Source organism: Haloarcula sp. CGMCC 1.6347, from assembly GCF_037078395.1.
Lineage (GTDB): Archaea > Halobacteriota > Halobacteria > Halobacteriales > Haloarculaceae > Haloarcula > Haloarcula amylolytica.
Genome location: NZ_JAYMGX010000002.1, coordinates 76,124 through 92,240 on the forward strand (window position 1 = coordinate 76,124; position 16,117 = coordinate 92,240).

Annotated in this window: 16 protein-coding genes, 1 tRNA gene and 1 other RNA gene; 8 read left to right on the plus strand and 10 right to left on the minus strand. The window is 60.7% G+C overall.

What is annotated here, in order from left to right:
- Positions 1–176 precede the first annotated feature (176 nt).
- Genes VI340_RS08695 through VI340_RS08710 form a run of 4 tightly spaced genes read left to right on the plus strand, consistent with a single transcriptional unit; the run spans position 177 to position 5,702 of the window.
- Positions 177–3,578: a formate dehydrogenase subunit alpha gene (locus VI340_RS08695; RefSeq protein ID WP_336358210.1), complete on the plus strand. Its 3,402-nt coding sequence runs from the start codon at positions 177–179 to the stop codon at positions 3,576–3,578.
- Between the two features lie 11 nt (positions 3,579–3,589).
- Positions 3,590–4,252, plus strand: coding sequence for a 4Fe-4S dicluster domain-containing protein (locus tag VI340_RS08700; protein WP_151145890.1), 663 nt, complete (start codon positions 3,590–3,592; stop codon positions 4,250–4,252).
- On the plus strand, positions 4,249–4,659 hold the full coding sequence (locus tag VI340_RS08705) for a hypothetical protein (RefSeq protein WP_008313242.1): 411 nt from the start codon (positions 4,249–4,251) through the stop codon (positions 4,657–4,659). Before VI340_RS08700 ends, VI340_RS08705 begins: the two co-directional genes overlap by 4 nt.
- Positions 4,656–5,702, plus strand: a complete 1,047-nt coding sequence (locus tag VI340_RS08710) for a cytochrome b/b6 domain-containing protein (RefSeq protein ID WP_336358211.1) — start codon at positions 4,656–4,658, stop codon at positions 5,700–5,702. The genes VI340_RS08705 and VI340_RS08710 overlap by 4 nt, the downstream gene beginning before the upstream one ends.
- Before the next feature lie 30 nt (positions 5,703–5,732).
- Here the strand turns inward: VI340_RS08710 and VI340_RS08715 are convergent, their stop codons facing one another.
- Positions 5,733–6,131: a hypothetical protein gene (locus VI340_RS08715; RefSeq protein ID WP_008313240.1), complete on the minus strand. Its 399-nt coding sequence runs from the start codon at positions 6,129–6,131 to the stop codon at positions 5,733–5,735.
- 89 nt (positions 6,132–6,220) lie between these two features.
- Here VI340_RS08715 and VI340_RS08720 point away from each other — a divergent pair, with 89 nt between their 5' ends.
- On the plus strand, positions 6,221–6,397 hold the full coding sequence (locus tag VI340_RS08720; RefSeq protein WP_008313239.1) for a hypothetical protein: 177 nt from the start codon (positions 6,221–6,223) through the stop codon (positions 6,395–6,397).
- A 670-nt stretch (positions 6,398–7,067) separates the two neighbouring features.
- On the opposite strand, the gene VI340_RS08725 is transcribed toward VI340_RS08720, so the two are convergent.
- From VI340_RS08725 to VI340_RS08735, 3 genes are all read right to left on the minus strand, one after another.
- Positions 7,068–7,832: an IclR family transcriptional regulator gene (locus VI340_RS08725; protein WP_008313236.1), complete on the minus strand. Its 765-nt coding sequence runs from the start codon at positions 7,830–7,832 to the stop codon at positions 7,068–7,070.
- 337 nt (positions 7,833–8,169) lie between these two features.
- Entirely contained in the window at positions 8,170–9,033 is an 864-nt protein-coding gene (locus VI340_RS08730) for a fumarylacetoacetate hydrolase family protein (protein ID WP_008313235.1), read from the minus strand.
- Positions 9,034–9,498: 465 nt separating this feature from the next.
- Positions 9,499–10,101 (minus strand): class I SAM-dependent methyltransferase, encoded by a 603-nt coding sequence (locus VI340_RS08735; protein WP_336358212.1) that lies wholly within the window; start codon positions 10,099–10,101, stop codon positions 9,499–9,501.
- A 100-nt stretch (positions 10,102–10,201) separates the two neighbouring features.
- Between VI340_RS08735 and VI340_RS08740 the strand changes: the two genes are divergently transcribed.
- Complete coding sequence (locus VI340_RS08740; protein ID WP_336358213.1) at positions 10,202–11,887, plus strand: acyl-CoA synthetase; 1,686 nt, start codon at positions 10,202–10,204, stop codon at positions 11,885–11,887.
- A gap of 402 nt (positions 11,888–12,289) precedes the next feature.
- Here the strand turns inward: VI340_RS08740 and ffs are convergent.
- Positions 12,290–12,602: signal recognition particle sRNA (gene ffs / locus VI340_RS08745), an RNA gene on the minus strand.
- Between the two features lie 79 nt (positions 12,603–12,681).
- Positions 12,682–13,095, minus strand: a complete 414-nt coding sequence (locus VI340_RS08750; RefSeq protein WP_008313228.1) for a DUF7548 family protein — start codon at positions 13,093–13,095, stop codon at positions 12,682–12,684.
- Positions 13,096–13,174: 79 nt separating this feature from the next.
- Here VI340_RS08750 and VI340_RS08755 point away from each other — a divergent pair, with 79 nt between their 5' ends.
- Positions 13,175–13,450: a DUF5798 family protein gene (locus VI340_RS08755; protein ID WP_008313225.1), complete on the plus strand. Its 276-nt coding sequence runs from the start codon at positions 13,175–13,177 to the stop codon at positions 13,448–13,450.
- 74 nt (positions 13,451–13,524) lie between these two features.
- Positions 13,525–13,599: transfer RNA gene (locus VI340_RS08760), tRNA-Arg, on the plus strand.
- Between the two features lie 280 nt (positions 13,600–13,879).
- On the opposite strand, the gene VI340_RS08765 is transcribed toward VI340_RS08760, so the two are convergent.
- The 4 genes from VI340_RS08765 to VI340_RS08780 form a co-directional block, all read right to left on the minus strand.
- Positions 13,880–14,296 carry a PIN domain-containing protein gene (locus VI340_RS08765; RefSeq protein WP_336358214.1) on the minus strand — a complete coding sequence of 139 codons (417 nt, stop codon included), beginning with the start codon at positions 14,294–14,296 and terminating at the stop codon, positions 13,880–13,882.
- 9 nt (positions 14,297–14,305) lie between these two features.
- Positions 14,306–14,536 (minus strand): hypothetical protein, encoded by a 231-nt coding sequence (locus VI340_RS08770; protein WP_336358215.1) that lies wholly within the window; start codon positions 14,534–14,536, stop codon positions 14,306–14,308.
- A 410-nt stretch (positions 14,537–14,946) separates the two neighbouring features.
- Complete coding sequence (locus VI340_RS08775; RefSeq protein ID WP_044951907.1) at positions 14,947–15,825, minus strand: mechanosensitive ion channel family protein; 879 nt, start codon at positions 15,823–15,825, stop codon at positions 14,947–14,949.
- Positions 15,825–16,073 carry a YhbY family RNA-binding protein gene (locus VI340_RS08780; protein ID WP_008313216.1) on the minus strand — a complete coding sequence of 83 codons (249 nt, stop codon included), beginning with the start codon at positions 16,071–16,073 and terminating at the stop codon, positions 15,825–15,827. Before VI340_RS08780 ends, VI340_RS08775 begins: the two co-directional genes overlap by 1 nt.
- Positions 16,074–16,117 lie beyond the last annotated feature (44 nt).

Sequence of the window (16,117 nt, forward strand, 5' to 3'; positions counted from 1 at the left end):
CATGAATACAACCCCAAATATTTGGCCGGGTGGAAAATTTCATGAATTATTATGGCTAACTATGACACATTTTATCATGGATGACATCGAATTTGTGGCACGTCTAGAGAGACAATGACAAACCAGATCTCGTGGCAAACACGGACAGCATCGGTAATGGGTGGGCACCATTCACCATGAGTACACAACAGGAACCAGTCTCACTGGATCTCGACCGGCGCTCGTTCATGAAGGCGAGCGCCCTCGCGGGCGGGGTCGCCCTCGGCGTCAGCGGCGCTGGTCGGGCGCTTCAGGAGGACGGTGAGGAAACGGACGGGACAGACACGGACACCGAACTGACCAAGACGATCTGTAACTACTGTTCGGTGGGCTGTGGCTTCCGTGGTGAGAAGGAGGGCAACTCCTTCGTCGGCATGGAGCCGTGGCATGAACACCCGATAAATGCCGGGTCGTTGTGTTCGAAAGGGGCCGGCATCTACGAGACCGAACATTCCGAGAAGCGTCTCAAACACCCGATGATACAGGAGGACGGGGAGTGGCGCAAACTCGGCTGGAACGAGGCCTACGACCGTCTGGCAACGGACATCCGGGCGCTGTGGCCGGATGACGATACCCCCCCGAGCGAGGCTGTCGACGTCGACGCGGAACACAGTCGCGAGAGCGTGATGCTGCTGGGCAGCGCCCACCACTCCAACGAGGAGGCCTACGCCATCCGAAAGCTGGCGGCGTTCATGGGCACGAACAACATCGACCACCAGGCGCGTATCTGTCACTCCACGACGGTGACGGGACTGGCGAACACCTGGGGCTATGGCGCGATGACCAACACCGTTCAGGACTACCGGAACTTCGACCTGAACATCATCATCGGCCAGAACCCCGCCGAGGCACACCCGATTGCGATGCAGCACATCCTCGAAGGGCAGAAACGCGGCGGAACCATCCTCAATCTGGACCCGCGGTTCACGAAGACGTCGGCCCACGCCGACGAGTTCATGCGGTTCCGTCCGGGCACCGACGTGGCCCTAATGATGGGTATCATCAAAGAACTCCGCGACAAGCACGGACTCGCGATGGACCCGGACGCGGACGACAGCGGGCAGAACATGCTCACTGACCGCGTCCAGGGCTGGGAGGACGTCGACGCCGAACTCGACGAGTACGACAAGGAGACGGTCGAGGAAATTACCTGGGTGTCCGCCGAGGACATCGAGCGCATCGCCGACATGATTGACGAGGCCCGGCCACACGTCCAGATCGAGTGGGCGATGGGTGGGACCCAGCACAACAACGGGACCCAGAACATCCGCTCGTATGCGATGGCGAGCCTCGCCTCCGGGAGTGCGGCCCGGAGCGGCGGCGGCCTCCAGGTGATGCGCGGACACGCGAACGTCCAGGGGGCGACCGATCTCGCGGTCGCGAGCCACATCCTGCCGGGGTATTACGGCCTCACAGCCGGCGGCTGGTCGTGGTGGGCCGAAATCTGGGACCGTACCCCCGAGACCAGCGGCTCCACCTCGTTTGCGGACCTGTACAACCGGTTCGAGCTGATGCCGCCGGAGAAGTACGTCCGCCAGAGCCCGAACTACGAGGGCAGCGAGGACGCGAACGAACTGCCGCCGAGCGGCGATCACGGCCCGGACAATCCGGCCGAGAACTCGATGATGTTCCAGAACGGGCTGACGGTGGCCCGCTGGTTCGAGTCGGCGCTCGATAAGGCAGACCGCTATCAGGAAACGCCGATCTACCAGCCCGACCAGACGAAAATTGCGTTCTTCTGGGGGCACTCGGCGAACTCCATCAGCGAGATGGAGCAGATGAAAGAGGGGATGGAGAACCTCGACCTGCTGGTCGTTGTCGACGTGTTCCCCTCGGTCGCCAGCGTCCTGCCGGACTACGAGGACGGACCGCCGGTGTTGCTACTGCCGGCGTCCAGCCAGTACGAGCACCACCGGTCGCTGACCAACACGAACCGGTCGGTGCAGTGGTCCGAACCCGTCCGCTCGCCGGCCCACAACTCCAAGCCGGACCTCCAGATCATGCAGGAACTGGCCGGCTATCTGGGCTTCGGCGAGCACTTCGACTGGGGCGCGGGCTCGGAGCTGTACAACGGGAAGTCGAGCTACCAGGGCGTCGTCCGCGAGTTCAACCTCGGGACTAACACTATCGGCTACCGCCAGACCCCCGAACGGCTCCAGCAACACCTGGAGTACGACTGGGCGTTCTCCAACGAGGACCTCAAAGGGGCCGAGGGGACGCCGGTCGCGGGCGAGTACTGGATGCTCCCCTGGCCCTGCTGGGGTGAGGACCATCCGGGCACCCCCATCATCTGGAACGACGACTTGGACCCCAACAACGGGGGGCAGGACTTCCGGACCCGCTGGGGCGTCTCGGCACCGACCCCGGAGGACTGGGACGCGATGCCGACGGACGACGAGTACCCGATGCAGAACACGCTCGACGCCGTCGGCGACCGATACGAGAGCCAGGAGGAGGCGCTGGACCTGACCCGGGCACCGTACAACCCCGAGTGGGCCGATGACGACGACACTGCTGCAGACGGCATGATTCACGGCATCCCGGAGTATCCGGGCTGGAAGGTGACGCCGCCACAGAGCCTCGTGGACCCCGAACAGGAGGTTCAGCCGGACGAGCTCACCATCCCGCAGCAGTACGCACTCGATAACCAGGAGTCGGTGTACACCGCCGCGCAGGCGCTGAACGACCCTGAAACCGGGAGTTCGGTGTTCGACGAGTACCTCGAAACGATGATCGGACAGGGGGTCGACCCCGAGTTCTACGAGGAGTACGATTACAACCAGCCCGACGCGCCGACCGGACGCGGCCGAGCGCGGGCCGTCGTCTGGAGTTTCCTCGACAAGGTACCGGTCCACCGCGAACCCATCGAAGGGCCGGACACGGAACTGCTGAACGAGTGGCCGGCCAACGGCCAGCAACGGAACTTCTATCGGCTCGACCAGAACAACCTCGAAGAGCAGGAACAGGCCACGAACATCATCCACAATCAGGACGACGGGCCTGATCTGGACATGATCATGACCAGCGGTCGGCAGGTCGAACACCAGGGCGGTGGTGCGGAGACGCGGAACAACATCCACACCGCCGACCTCCAGCCGCATATGTACGCTGAGATAACGCCGAACAAGGCGGAGGAACTCGGCGTCGACGGCGGCGACCTCGTCGTCATCTCCTCGACGGACCGCGGCTCCGTGCTGGTGAAAGCCCGCGTGACGGACCGGCCGAACGACCAGGAAGTGTTCCTGCCCTACCACTGGGGCGGCGTGTTCAAAGGCGAGAGTCTGGAGGACAAGTACCCCGACGGCCACGTTCCCTACGCCATCGGGGACTCAGCCAACGCTATCACGTCCCGCGGCTACGACGTGGAAACCCAGATGCAGGAGACGAAGGTGTCGATGGTCGCGGTCAACCCGGCGACGCCGGCGGTGCTTGACCAGTACAACATCGACGTGGACCTCGATCTCACGTTCCCGCAAGACGAGAACGACGTCGGGACACAGAAGGACTTCGACGTCCGCGACAACTCGACGGTGAAATGAGGTGAGCTAGTATGTCAACAGGCAACGAAGTGATGCACGACGGCGTGATGAGTACCGGCGAGGACGCGAGGATCTTCCCGGACGTCGAAGCGTGTATCGACTGTGGCGGGTGTGTCGTCTCCTGTAAACGAACGTGGGACGTCCCACGGGACGAACAGCGAATCAGTATCGCGACGATGCTCGAAGGCCAGGAGGCCGCGTCGGGGCTCAACGCCAGCAGCGGCAAGGCGATGGAACAGGGTGAGTCACCCGGCGAGACCGCGGTGCCGATGCAGTGTTATCACTGCGAAAACGCGCCGTGTGTCTCGGTGTGTCCGACCGATTCGCTCATCTCGAAGGAGAACGGCTTCGTCCGGGTCCGGGACGACCTCTGTATCGGGTGTCAGTACTGCCTCTCGGCGTGTCCCTTCGGCGCGCCACAGTTCCCGAACGAGGACGAGGGCGTCGCGAACCTCGTCGGCAGCGGTGGCAACATGGACAAGTGTACCATGTGCGAGGAACGCCAGGACGTCGGCAAGGGGCCGGCCTGCGCCGAGGAGTGTGCCACTGACGCCATTCTGGTCGGGACGCCCGCCCAGATATCGGACGAACTGGACAACAGGGACAGCGGCACGTTCTTCAACGACGTGGCCATGGACATCATCTTTGGCGAGGACGCCAGTGAGTTCCAATGACTGACAGGGACGACCTTCCGGAGGTGAACGGGTATAGCCGCGTCTCGGTGCTCATCAGCACGGTCGTCGGCCTCGTGGTCGCGGGGCTGGCGCTGTTCTGGGCACAGGGATTCAGGATCGGCTACGAGTCGCTGTACCGGGTCAATCCAAGCGTCGAGGGCGGCGGTATCGGCTCGGACTGGGTGTTCGGCAACACCATCCCCGCGCTCGACTTCCTCATCGCGCTCATCCACGCGGCCGACGTCATCCTGGGTGCGTTCATCCTCGTGATGGTGTTCATCCACTGGGCGGCGTTCCAGCGGCTGGCCGACCAGATGCGTGAGCCGGGCGAGGACGTCAGCGAGGCCGTCGCGGCCGACGGTGGCTCGCCGAACAGTGGTGACAGACAGGGGGGTGACGGCGCATGAGCAATCTCGACCACGGGAAGTTCACGCGCGTGACGACCCTGTTCCACTCGCTGCTGGGGCTGGACGTGTTCCTGCTGTTTTTCACCGGCTACGCCATCATGTTCAACGACGAACTGTGGTGGATGCTCACGCTGATGGGCGGGGCCTCGGGTGTGACGGCGATCCACCGTATTACCGGCATCGGGCTGATTGCGCTCGTCGTTTTCTGGATCACGCTCCAGATTATCTCCTCGACCGGCCGGAGCAACTTCTCGAAGATCCTCCCCGCGAAGGATGACATCGACGCGTTCATCCAGGACATCCAGTTCGTGCTGGGCCGGGCCGACGAACGCCACCCGAGCGCGCGACAGTTCGCCGGCTACAAGGCCGACGAGGTCCCGCTGCTGTCCTACATCGGCAAGGGCGTCGTGTTCATCTTCTCCATCGAGCTGACCCTGCTTGCGATTTCGGGCCTGCTCATCTGGAGCAAGACCGGACTCGCCGCGATGTTCCAGACCAAGGCGGCCGCGATGGCCTTCGTCACGTTCCACGGCCTGCTGGGCGTCATCATGCTGATGGGAGTCATGTTCCACATCTTCGAGCACGGGATGCATCCCGCCTTTTACCCCGTCGAGACGAAGGCGTTTATTCCCCGAAGTATGGTGCCAGAACACCACGGCGGCGACGAGGAGCCGGACACCACGGGCATCGAACGGCTCTCGCTGTCCCCGTCCTGGCGAACTGTCTCGACCATCTTCGGTGCGATGACCGTCATCGGCATCGTCTCGGTGCTCATCGGGAGCATCTTCGACGAGGGCTATCCGGTGCCGCGTGAGCTCGCAATCGGCGGCGGGCCGGCGAGCATCCTGTTGACTATCGGTATCAACCTCGGCATGATCGTCCTCGGTGTCGGGCTCGTGCTGTCGATGTACGGGAACGTCCTGCGCATCCGCTGGGAACAGCAGTTAGAGGAAGAGCGGGAACCGCCGGCCGCGGCCGACGGGGGCGAACCCCAGACTGACGGCGGCCAGCCGAACACTGACGACGCTGCGTCCGAGAACTGAATCGCCCGTGCGCCGTTTTTTGCCGTGCGACTACGCGATCAGTGCCTGTCCTTCGGGCGATAGCTCGACGTCGACGTCCTGCCGGGTCTGTTCCTGAATCTGATTCAGGTTCCGAGTCAGGACCTGGAGGATGTCTTTCGGTTCCGGGTAGACGAGCATGTTGCCGTCGCCGTCTTCCATGACCAGTTGTGTATCCGAGAGTGCAACCTGGTCACCCTCGATGCTGGCGACGATGACGTCCAGCGCCTCCGCGCCGCCGGGGTCGCCTTCCGTCACCTTCGTGATATAGAGCGCATCCAGTCCGATGAGGTCCTTGTACTCGCGGACCTGTTCGGCGCAGGCGACCATATCCTGTGTCACAGCCGTCTTTTCGGCGTTGCCGTGATCCCCCTCGTGGCAGTGTTTACAGATTCGGAGTTCGAGACGCATGCCCCTGTCTATGTGATTGGCTCTCATTATCGTTGTGGAGGGCGCGCTCAACCACTAGTGTTTACTGTACCGCTGTGAAATGGTATCATATGGCATCAGCGCTCAACGCGGTGTATCTGGCACTGGTCGTCGTCGTCGGCGTCGTCGGAACGCTGTTCGTCGCAAGTATCAGGTCCGCCGACGTGCGGTCCCGGTGGCTCGAACTGTCATCGATCGGGATCGTGGTACTGTTCCTGCTGTCCCTGGGCGTCCAGTTCCTCGCGTAACCGTACCCGATTGCCGGGAGACACTGCCGAAGCGATAGCCATCGTTGTGTCTCTGCCAAGCAAGATCCATCGACGGATGGCTCGAACTCTAGCTCAGTACCGGCAAATATAATCCAATCTACCCAAACTTATGAATATATTTTCCTCTATCTATTTTTCAGGCACTGAATTAGCGCTATATCTCGGAGACTCGTATATAAATACAGTATTTGGGTGTACTCCCTCGAAAGTCGGTGGGTTTAGCTACTACTTAGAACGTATCCAGTGATAGGAAACCGATAGTCGATATCCCTCGTTTAGAGTAACAGTAGTACATCCATTATTGAGATAGGGACCGCGTCAGGGGCGTGGTACTATATAGTACCACACGGTGTAAGATAGCGTTGGAACGTCGTTCACTCATGATGAATGATACGTATAGTGGCTATTTATCAAACAAAACCTAGAACCGGCATCTATGAGATGAAAGCCGGAACTCGTGTCTACTCGTTCGTGTCGCGGGACCGAAACACATGCTCGAAACGCCTTCCAGACATACTTCCAGTACCCTCCTGACTAGTCTGTGCTGTTCTGCAATCACTGGCCAAGGACGGTGCTATTGTCGAAATACGCTGTTTAATTACCGCTGTCACAATACTGTACTACCGTTCACCTTTTCTGAACACTGCTGTTACGAATAGGTAACGTTCAGCTCGATGACGTTGGCGACTTCCAGCACCTTCTGTGGGAGTTCCTCGCGGAACCGATCGCCACGGAACCGATTTGTCGGTCCCGAAACGCTAATCGCACCGATGATTTCGTTATCGTGGTTGAGCACTGGGGCAGCGACACAGCGGAGCCCTTCGAGACGCTCTTCGTCGTCGAAAGCGACGCCGCGGTCCCGGACGTCCGCTAGCTCTTGCTCCAGTTCCGCTCTACTACTGATCGACTTGCTGGCCTCCCCGCCGAGTCCGTGGCGGTCGACGATCGCATCGACCCGTTCGGTCGACATATGTGCGAGGATCGCTTTTCCCAGCGCTGTCGTATGAAGCGGAACGCGTGTTCCGACGTGGGCCTTGACCTGGACAGCTTTGTCTCCCCGAGCACGGTACAGGTACGACCCGCGGCCGTGTTCTTCGACGAGAATATTCGCGAGTTCGCCGGTTTCTGCGGCCAACCGATCGACCTCTGGCTTCGCGATCCCGAACAGTTTCTCCCGGTGGCGGGCGTATGCCCCCAGCTCCAGAAACCGGAGCCCTACCTCGTACACACCGTCCCTGTTGACAACGTACTCCTCCTGTTCCAGCGTGCTCAGATAGTTGTGAACCGTGCTCTTCGGGATGTCGAGATGCTGGGCCAGTTCGGTGACACCGGCCCCGTCGAGGTCTTTCAGTGCGTCAAGCACCTCGAACGTCGTCTCGGCGGATTTGACTGGGTTTTGAGCGGTCTTTGCCATACCCGATCATGGTACGCCCTCGTATTAAACAGTTGTTCAAACATCTGGGACAGAGCGGTGACCTCGATGCCACACCGGTTTCTGTCACGACATATCGATGGCATATCACCGCACACAGACACGTACGTTCCGGCCGATTGTCGCAAGTAGAGATACCCATAGAGCGTGTAGGCAACCGACGGGTGACAAAACTCTGTCGGGACAAATCCTCACAGCAGACCGACACACAGGCACGCAATCGGAACCAGTCGAGGGCCGAGTGGGGTATCACGCTGTGAAACCCCATGCGAAGGGGTTCCCAGAGAGACCGCGGCCCCGCTCCCGGTTCACTAGCCGCTCAGACGACCGTGACGGGATTTTTCAGCGTTCCGATAGACTCGATGTCGATGGTGACTTCGTCCCCTTCCTGCAGCGTAAAGTCGTCGTCGGGAACGAGCGAGGTCCCGGTAAGTAGCACTGATAGTTCGGGGACCGCGTTGTGTGCGGTGTAGTACGAGACGAGTTCCTCGCAGGTGCGTTTCATCTCGCTGGTGTTGGTCTCCCCGTGGTAGACACGCTCACCGTCGCGGTGGATCGACATCGAGAGCGCCAGCGAGTGTGGGTCTTCGATGTCCGTGACGACGGCCGGGCCGACCGAACAACAACGGTCGTACACCTTGGCCTGAGGGAGGTACAGCGGGTTCTCCCCCTCGATAGACCGACTGCTCATGTCGTTGCCGACAGTGTACCCGACGATTTCTCCCTCGTAGAGAACGATCGCAAGCTCGGGCTCGGGCACGTCCCAGTCCGAGTCGGCCCGGATACCGACTGCTTCGTTGGGGCCGACAGTCCGATTGGGCGTCGACTTGAAGAAGATCTCCGGTCGCTCCGCGTCGTGCACGTACAGATACATCTCCGGCGTGTCGCTTTCCTCTGTCCGCGCTTCTTCACTGATCTGGTACGTAACGCCGGCGGCCCAGACTTCGTCGGCAGTGACGGGGTCGGTAGCATCGGCTTCAAGTCGCCGCTCGGACACCGCTTCAGCGGCATCGAGATGGCGGGCACTGAGTTCGTCCGGTGCAGTCTCCGCAATCGAGGCCGACTTGAGGAGGTCACGGAACGTGCGGAGTTGCGGTTTGACGCTGGTCAAATCGTACACACCGTCCCCAGTTTCGACCGCTAACCGCTGTGAGTTCCCGTCGCGTAGCTGGTAGTACCTCATACAGAGTAGCAAACTGCAACAATACATCAATCTTGCGCTGCCAACGGCTTATTTTCTGCCTGTCGCAAGGGGACACAGACACTAGCTGTGGAGGGCATCAGTTGGAGAGCATCAGTTACCGGCGGTAGACATATAGTCGGTACAAACGGCACTTTTCACAGAGATACACAAGAAACTTCCTTCCGTCGGTCGGTAATCCATTTCCCATCAGGCGAACTGCCGTTCAGTAATACGGAACATCACGGATGACAGACGTACATACGTTATTCTGGTGTCCCAGTGAGTCTGTCGTGAGAGATGGACCTCTATCGAGCCACAGATCACGTCTGAAGTTGGACTTGAGTTCCCTAAGTACCACGTAATCTTCTAATTACGCTCATTCTCTTGCCGAATAGCACATATATAGGATGTACTTATCAATATCTAACTTTATATGCCCTAATATAGGCCTATCTGTGCAACAACTCACTTAGGTGCCTGAAATATGCGGACGGTGTCCCGCTTCCCATCTATCGAATCCACTTCAGTAAGTCCACAGTCTGTGAACACCGCGTTCCAGTCCCGATAGTACAGCGGGACGTTGTCGTCGACGTAGTTTACTTCACCCGGGTCGCCGCCCTCGTTCTCGACGGTGATCAGCAGGTCATCGACGATACGCGCCAACTCCTCGAACGCCCAGTCCACGTCCGGGTGGAGGTGCTGCAGCGTCTCGACGGAGAAGACGACGTCGTACGCGTCGTCCGCGACATCCGTGACGAACTCCTCGATAGCCATCGCGTGGAACGAACCGGTGGCCGCAAGGTCGGGGTACGTCTCGGCGAGGACATCTAACGCGTCGGCGTTGATATCGACCCCGGTCAGATCCGAGTAGCCAGCGTCAGACAGTGCAGCGAGGTGCCGCCCGGAGCTACACCCGACCTCGAGAATAGCCGCGTCCTGCTCGACGTGCTCCGCAAGTATCGACTGCACTAGCTCACTCGTCTCGTCCGCTCCATAGTAGGCATAATACGCGGGGGAGTATTCGCCGGACCGGTCGGCCCACTCCTCGCGGATGTCGGTAGAGTCCACGGTCAAGTCGGGAGGGGAAGACGGAAAGTTCTGCCGGCTCGGTCGCAGCGTCGGTGATTCGACCGAAAGACGCAACAGCCACCCAGGCGACCGATATGCCATGGTCTGGACAGTGATGCCGGACTTCGAGGGGTACGACGAGGCCCGCGATCAGTTCGACTGGGACCTCCCGGCGTCGTACAATCCGGCGGTCGATTTTCTGCAAAAACACGACGACCCCGACAGGGTGGCGCTCGAACAGGCATACCCCGACGGGCGGCGCGAGCAGTACACGTTCCGCGAACTGGACGAGCTATCGGACAGGCTCGCCGCGGGGCTGGCCGGCCTCGGTGTCGAGGCCGGCGACCGGGTCGGCGTCGTCGTGCCACAGAAGCCACAGAACCCGATCACACACCTGGCGAACTGGAAGCTCGGAGCCGTCTCGGTTCCGCTGACGGTCCTGTTCGGGACGGACGCACTCCGGTATCGGCTGGACGACGCCGGCGCGACCGCCGCGGTTATCGACCCCGCCGTGCGCGACGATATCGATGCAGTCCGGGACGACTGTCCGGCGCTGGAACACGTCGTCGAGATCGAAACCGACGCACCGGCGGGCGATGTCCACGCCTTCGAGGATGTGCTCGCCGCGCCGGAACACACCGATATCGAACCCTACGAGTCCACGCCGGACACCGATACGGCGATACTGTACACGAGCGGGTCGACGGGGCCGCCGAAAGGCGTCCGTCACGCACACGCGCTCTGGCTCGGGCGAGCCGCAGCCGCGTACAACTTCTTCGATCAAGGGCTGGGACCGGACGCGACGGTCTGGACGCCCGCGGACTGGGCCTGGGGCGCGGCGCTCGGGGGGACGCTCTTCGCGACGTGGCACCACGGCGGAACCATCGTCGGCTACCCCGCCTCGGGGTTCGATGCCGAGGAGGCGTTCAGCCTGCTTTCTGAGTTCGGCGTTACCCGGTCGTTCATGCCGGCTACCGCCCTCCGAATGCTGATGGACGTCGAGAACCCGACGGCGGCGTACGACCTGGCCATCGAGACGTTCGCCGTCGGCGGTGAGTCGCTGACGCCCGAAATCGTCGACTGGGTGGCGGAGACGTTCGACTCCGTCACCATCAACGAGTTCTACGGCCAGACGGAGCTGAACCTCGTCGTCGCCAACAACGCCAACTGGTTCGACACCCAGCCCGGCAGCATGGGTAAGCCGCTGCCAGGATACGATTTGACGATTCTCGACCCCGACGCCGCCGACCGCGGCGTTGCTGAGCCGCTCTCGACCGGCGTACTCGGCGAGATAGCGCTGCGACCCCACGACCGTTCGGTGTTCTTCGACGAGTACTGGAACATGCCAGACAAAACCGCAGCCAAGGAGGTCGAGGGCTGGTTCGTCACCGGTGACCTGGCCCGACGGGACGACGACGGCTACGTCTGGTTCAAATCGCGCAAGGACGACGTCATCATCACCAGCGGCTACCGCGTCGGCCCGATGGAGGTCGAGAGCGCGATTCTCGAACACTCCGACGTGGTCCAGGCGGGCGTCATCGGCGTGCCCGACGACACGCGCGGCGAGATCATCAAGGCCTACGTCGAGGCAGCCGAGGACGCGCCGAACCACGATACGCTCCGGACAGAAATCCGGTCCGTCGTCAGAGAGGCCCTCGCCGAGTACGAGTACCCTCGCGAGATCGAGTTCGCCGATATGTTGCCACAGACGACCAGCGGGAAGATCCGGCGGAAGGAACTGCAGGAGTGGAACGCCGACGACAGTGCTGCCGGCGGGCCACCGTAGTCTCCAGTGTGGCTCTCGGTAGTCATAGAGCGTCCGAAACCAGTTGTGTATGATGGATACTGTCGACTTCAAAAGGTAAGTTGGGAGCCGATATGCAAAGTTGTAGTGTGAAAAGACCATAATCGATAGAAAATAGAGATTCCAGTCCTATCTGCTGTTTTTGGTGTTTACATTCTAAATATACAGAGCTAAATCTGAAGGACATATCTAAGACACCCCTTCATTGGTGTCCCTCTGTAGTGTGTTGGTCAATCATAAGCCGGGAGCGTGGTCCAGCGGATGGTGGACCGCGGTCGTCAACCTCCGTTGACCGGCACCCGAGCGACGTACAGATTGCGTCGATAGCTTTCGGAAAACGACTGCAATACGGCTGCTCGGGGAAATTAAACGCAGGTATGAATGGAACGGACAGCCAGGATGGCCCGGCGTTCGGACGCGGGTAATCCCGTTTGCCTCCTCCACCCCGCGACCCCACGAGCGACGGGTGTTCGATGGTCCGCTGCTCACTTCCGTGCCTGGCGGAGTGCCATCGTTTAACCACATGGGCGCACCCCTGCAGGTGCGACCACGCGGACCGCCGTCCCCGTGGGACGAGGCTTCCACGTTAGCTTACGGGGTCCACGTCCGTCAGACCGGACGCCCCCGGTGTTCGGTCCCCGCTCAAGACCACAGTGCGGGCGAGGAGGGGGGCCTAGCCCCCCGACCTAGTCCATCTGAAACTCCGCCGCCGCCCCATAAGGGCCTTTCGGATGCGCCCACAGACCGCTGGACGACGCGCCGGTGGGCAGACCGGCCTACAGCAGGTCCAGCGCCCGGGCGAACCATGTCCCACCGAGCGGGATGAGCGCACCTGCGAGGACGACACCCCAGCGGTGGTACTCCATCAGTGTCGACTCAGTCAGTCCCAGCACGAGGCTCTCGGGAACGGTGACTGCCCAGAGGACGCTGAGGGCGACGATGAACACGCCCATGCCGATGCTGGCCCCCGCCGCGACACTCGGGTCCGACCGACCCTCGCGGCCGGCCGCCAGCACGATGATACAGACGAGCGCGAATACGCCCGGTAGCAGCGGGGATAGCGCCCCTGAACTGTAGTACGCCCCCACGGCACTGGTCGTCTCGACGAGGCCGTACGGGACCGCAAGTGCAAGGAGATACAGAACGCAACCGACGATGCCGACAGCCGGAGCGAGCCGTAAGTCGTCCATACCGTTGCTCGGTCCGGCGGCGTCATAACAGCGACGTTCGAGCGAAACGAGGAAATGTCGCCTCTCCGTAACCGTGGCTATGGGACTGGGTTCCACCGCGAAAAAGATACAGAAGGTCGCCGACATCGCCGAGGACCTCTACAAGAAGGTCAACGAGCTGAAGTCGCAGCTGGAGGACCTGCGCAGCACCGTCGACGAGACGAACACCCGCGTCGACGGGATGGAACAGGAACTGGCCGAACAGCGCGCACTCATCGAGGCACTCGCCGAAGAACGAGGCGTCGACACGGAGGCTGTCGTGGCCGAGGTCGCTGCTGACACCGACTCCGACACGGCTGAAGCGGTTTCGGAGTAATCCCGTGACTGCGGTCCCATGGCGCGGCGGAACCGGTTGGTTTAAACCATAACGTCATCATACCATTGTACGTAGGGCGCTTAGCTCAGCTTGGACAGAGTGCTTGGCTTCGGACCAAACCGTCGGGGGTTCAAATCCCTCAGCGCCCGTGATTTCTGCGCGGACGACAGTGAGCGGTGAGGAGCGTCGGCTGCAGGATTTGAACCACGCGAGACGAGCGAGAGCGAGTCTCGCAGTCGGGTGCAAATCCCGCAGCGCCCGTAACGGATTTTCGAGGGGCAAATCGCCAGACTGCGAAGGATCGGTATTGCTCTTAAGTGCAATGTTGTTGCTTTCGTTCGATAACCAAACGGTTCGGAACGGAGCTTGTGCCTTCTGGTGGATTTCCTCCGTCTCCACTGCGCGCCGCCGAGGAACTTACTCAGGCGTTTAGCGGGTGTCAAACGAGTTGATCACGTCAGTCGTCGAGTGAGTCTCGGCCAGATTCTGCTCGTTAAAGTCGGAATCATCGCTCCAGATGGCTGCATCGTTGGTAATCGCACACGCTAGGTAGAGAACATCGTCCGGGTCGGTGTCACCGATTGCTTCCTTTGCCTGTTCGATAGCTTGGTAGAAGTCGTCACCAGGAACAACTTCGATGTACTGGAACAGGAGGTCGATGAATTGTGTCACTCGGTCCGGCTCCATCCCGGATTTCTTCACGATTAGCTCCTCGTAGTTCTCGATTTCTTCGTGGACGAAGGCGGGTGTCAGGAGGTCGGGTTCGAGTGTGACGATGAGCTCACGCGTTTTTGAGTCAGCGATGAGTGCAGAGATGACGACGTTGGCGTCAATGACCAGCTTCATTCGTCGTCTCTACGCCGATTCCTCGTCAACGCGCTTACGTCCGCTCTCGTTTATTTTGTCGGCGATTTCCTGTACGTCGCTCTCGGTGAGATCGCTCTCACTGGTGAGTTCGTCCATCACTTCGAGCGCCTCGATTTTTTCTTCTATGGCCTGTCGCGTGACTTCGCTCCAGTTGATTTCCGGGTGGCTCTCCATTCGCTCCTTGAGGTCGTTGTCCACATTGACGGTGATACTAGGCATACAGAAACCTATGGGTTCACAGATTACTGTATTTTTCGGTGTATCTAAGAGCGCTCGAATTCGGTTGCCTCACGCCTATCAAGGGGATTCGCTCGCCCCACGAACGAGCGCCCTCAGCGCCCGTGATTTCTGTGCGAACGACAGTGAGCGGTGAGGAGCGTCGGCTGCGGGATTTGAACCACGCGAGACGAGCGAGAGCGAGTCTCGCAGTCGGGTGCAAATCCCGCAGCGCCCATCGCAGATCTTCTCCACCCAAACCGTCCGACAGCGGCGGCTTAGTTCTGCCAGTGAACGGAATGGACTTACTGTCCCGAGGTGACGGAGGCCGCGACCGAAGCACGAGTATGGCGATACCGACACGGTAGCCAGATACCCCGGCCATTTACAGCCAAAATACGCTACTGTGCGGTTCAGTCGTCGGCCGGCTCCACGACGCCGTCGAGTCCGGTCATCTCCAGCCCGCCACCGATGGTCCGGTTCGGGTACGGCATATTGATGTCCTCGGCATCGAAGCGTTGCTTGACTGCCTTGACGTATTCAGCGCGCGTCTTGACGAAGTCGGACCGACTCGGGTTCTTGATCCAGATACGGGACTGCAGTCCGACGGAGGAGTCACCGAGTTCAACGAGGCGAACCGATGGCTCGGGGTCGTCCATAATCTCCGGGTGTGCCCTGGCCTCGTCGAGAATGATTTCAGTCGCCTCGTCGATGTCGTCGTCGTAGTCGATACCGAACACGAACTTCAGTCGGAGTTGCTCCTTGGCGACGGGGTTCTTGATGACGCCATCGGTCAGATTCGAGTTCGGCACGGTCAGCAGCTCGTTGTCGAAGGTCCGGACGCGGGTAACACGGAGACTAATGTCCTCGACGACGCCGGAGTTGCCGTCCCACTCGATCCAGTCGCCGATCCGGAACGGCTTGTCGGTGTAGATGAACACGCCGGCGACGAAGTTCTGGATGACGTCCTGCATCGCGAAGCCGATGGCAAGCGTCGCCGCGGCGGCGATGGTTGCCAGCGACTGTAGGAAGTTCCCGTACTCGGCCATCCCGAAGGCGACGGAGATGGCGACGAACACGACACCGATGCTGACGACCTTCTTCAGCGGCCGCCGTGCGTGGGTATCGAGGTCCCGTGACTTGAGCGAGCGGTCGACGATGGGGAGCACTATCGCCTTCCCCAATGCGTAGACGAGGACGAAGGCGACGACGAAGACCACTGCCGAGGCGATGGACCCGGCCGCCGGTACGCCGAAGCCATTGAGTAGGTCGGTGAGCGGTTGGACCTGCATCATTTCTCGAACACCGCGGTGTGGCCCCGCACTTGAATCACCTCAGCGTTGACCATCTCGGCCAGGTCGTCAGCGAGTTCCTCGGCCGTTGTGCCGCCCCGGGACGACCGGAGGAACTTGACCTTCACGAGGTCCGTGTTTTCCAGTTGGTCGTCGAGTTCGTCCGCTACGGATTCGATGCCGTGTTTGCCAACGCGGAGCGTCGCGTCGAGGTCGTGTATCCGCGACTGTCGAGAAGAGTCACTCATGTACACCGTTTAGCGAAGACAGCCCCTTAAAACCAGCAGTCGTA

Excerpts from the sequence above, each read along its gene's own strand:
- VI340_RS08705 (WP_008313242.1), top strand. The coding sequence starts at position 4,249 with ATGACTGACAGGGACGACCTTCCGGAGGTGAACGGGTATAGCCGCGTC.
- VI340_RS08770 (WP_336358215.1), bottom strand. The coding sequence starts at position 14,536 with ATGCCTAGTATCACCGTCAATGTGGACAACGACCTCAAGGAGCGAATG.
- VI340_RS08695 (WP_336358210.1), top strand. The coding sequence starts at position 177 with ATGAGTACACAACAGGAACCAGTCTCACTGGATCTCGACCGGCGCTCG.
- VI340_RS08715 (WP_008313240.1), bottom strand. The coding sequence starts at position 6,131 with ATGCGTCTCGAACTCCGAATCTGTAAACACTGCCACGAGGGGGATCAC.
- VI340_RS08725 (WP_008313236.1), bottom strand. The coding sequence starts at position 7,832 with ATGGCAAAGACCGCTCAAAACCCAGTCAAATCCGCCGAGACGACGTTC.
- VI340_RS08775 (WP_044951907.1), bottom strand. The coding sequence starts at position 15,825 with ATGCAGGTCCAACCGCTCACCGACCTACTCAATGGCTTCGGCGTACCG.
- VI340_RS08780 (WP_008313216.1), bottom strand. The coding sequence starts at position 16,073 with ATGAGTGACTCTTCTCGACAGTCGCGGATACACGACCTCGACGCGACG.
- VI340_RS08740 (WP_336358213.1), top strand. The coding sequence starts at position 10,202 with ATGGTCTGGACAGTGATGCCGGACTTCGAGGGGTACGACGAGGCCCGC.
- VI340_RS08755 (WP_008313225.1), top strand. The coding sequence starts at position 13,175 with ATGGGACTGGGTTCCACCGCGAAAAAGATACAGAAGGTCGCCGACATC.
- VI340_RS08720 (WP_008313239.1), top strand. The coding sequence starts at position 6,221 with ATGGCATCAGCGCTCAACGCGGTGTATCTGGCACTGGTCGTCGTCGTC.
- VI340_RS08710 (WP_336358211.1), top strand. The coding sequence starts at position 4,656 with ATGAGCAATCTCGACCACGGGAAGTTCACGCGCGTGACGACCCTGTTC.
- VI340_RS08765 (WP_336358214.1), bottom strand. The coding sequence starts at position 14,296 with ATGAAGCTGGTCATTGACGCCAACGTCGTCATCTCTGCACTCATCGCT.
- VI340_RS08730 (WP_008313235.1), bottom strand. The coding sequence starts at position 9,033 with ATGAGGTACTACCAGCTACGCGACGGGAACTCACAGCGGTTAGCGGTC.
- VI340_RS08700 (WP_151145890.1), top strand. The coding sequence starts at position 3,590 with ATGTCAACAGGCAACGAAGTGATGCACGACGGCGTGATGAGTACCGGC.
- VI340_RS08750 (WP_008313228.1), bottom strand. The coding sequence starts at position 13,095 with ATGGACGACTTACGGCTCGCTCCGGCTGTCGGCATCGTCGGTTGCGTT.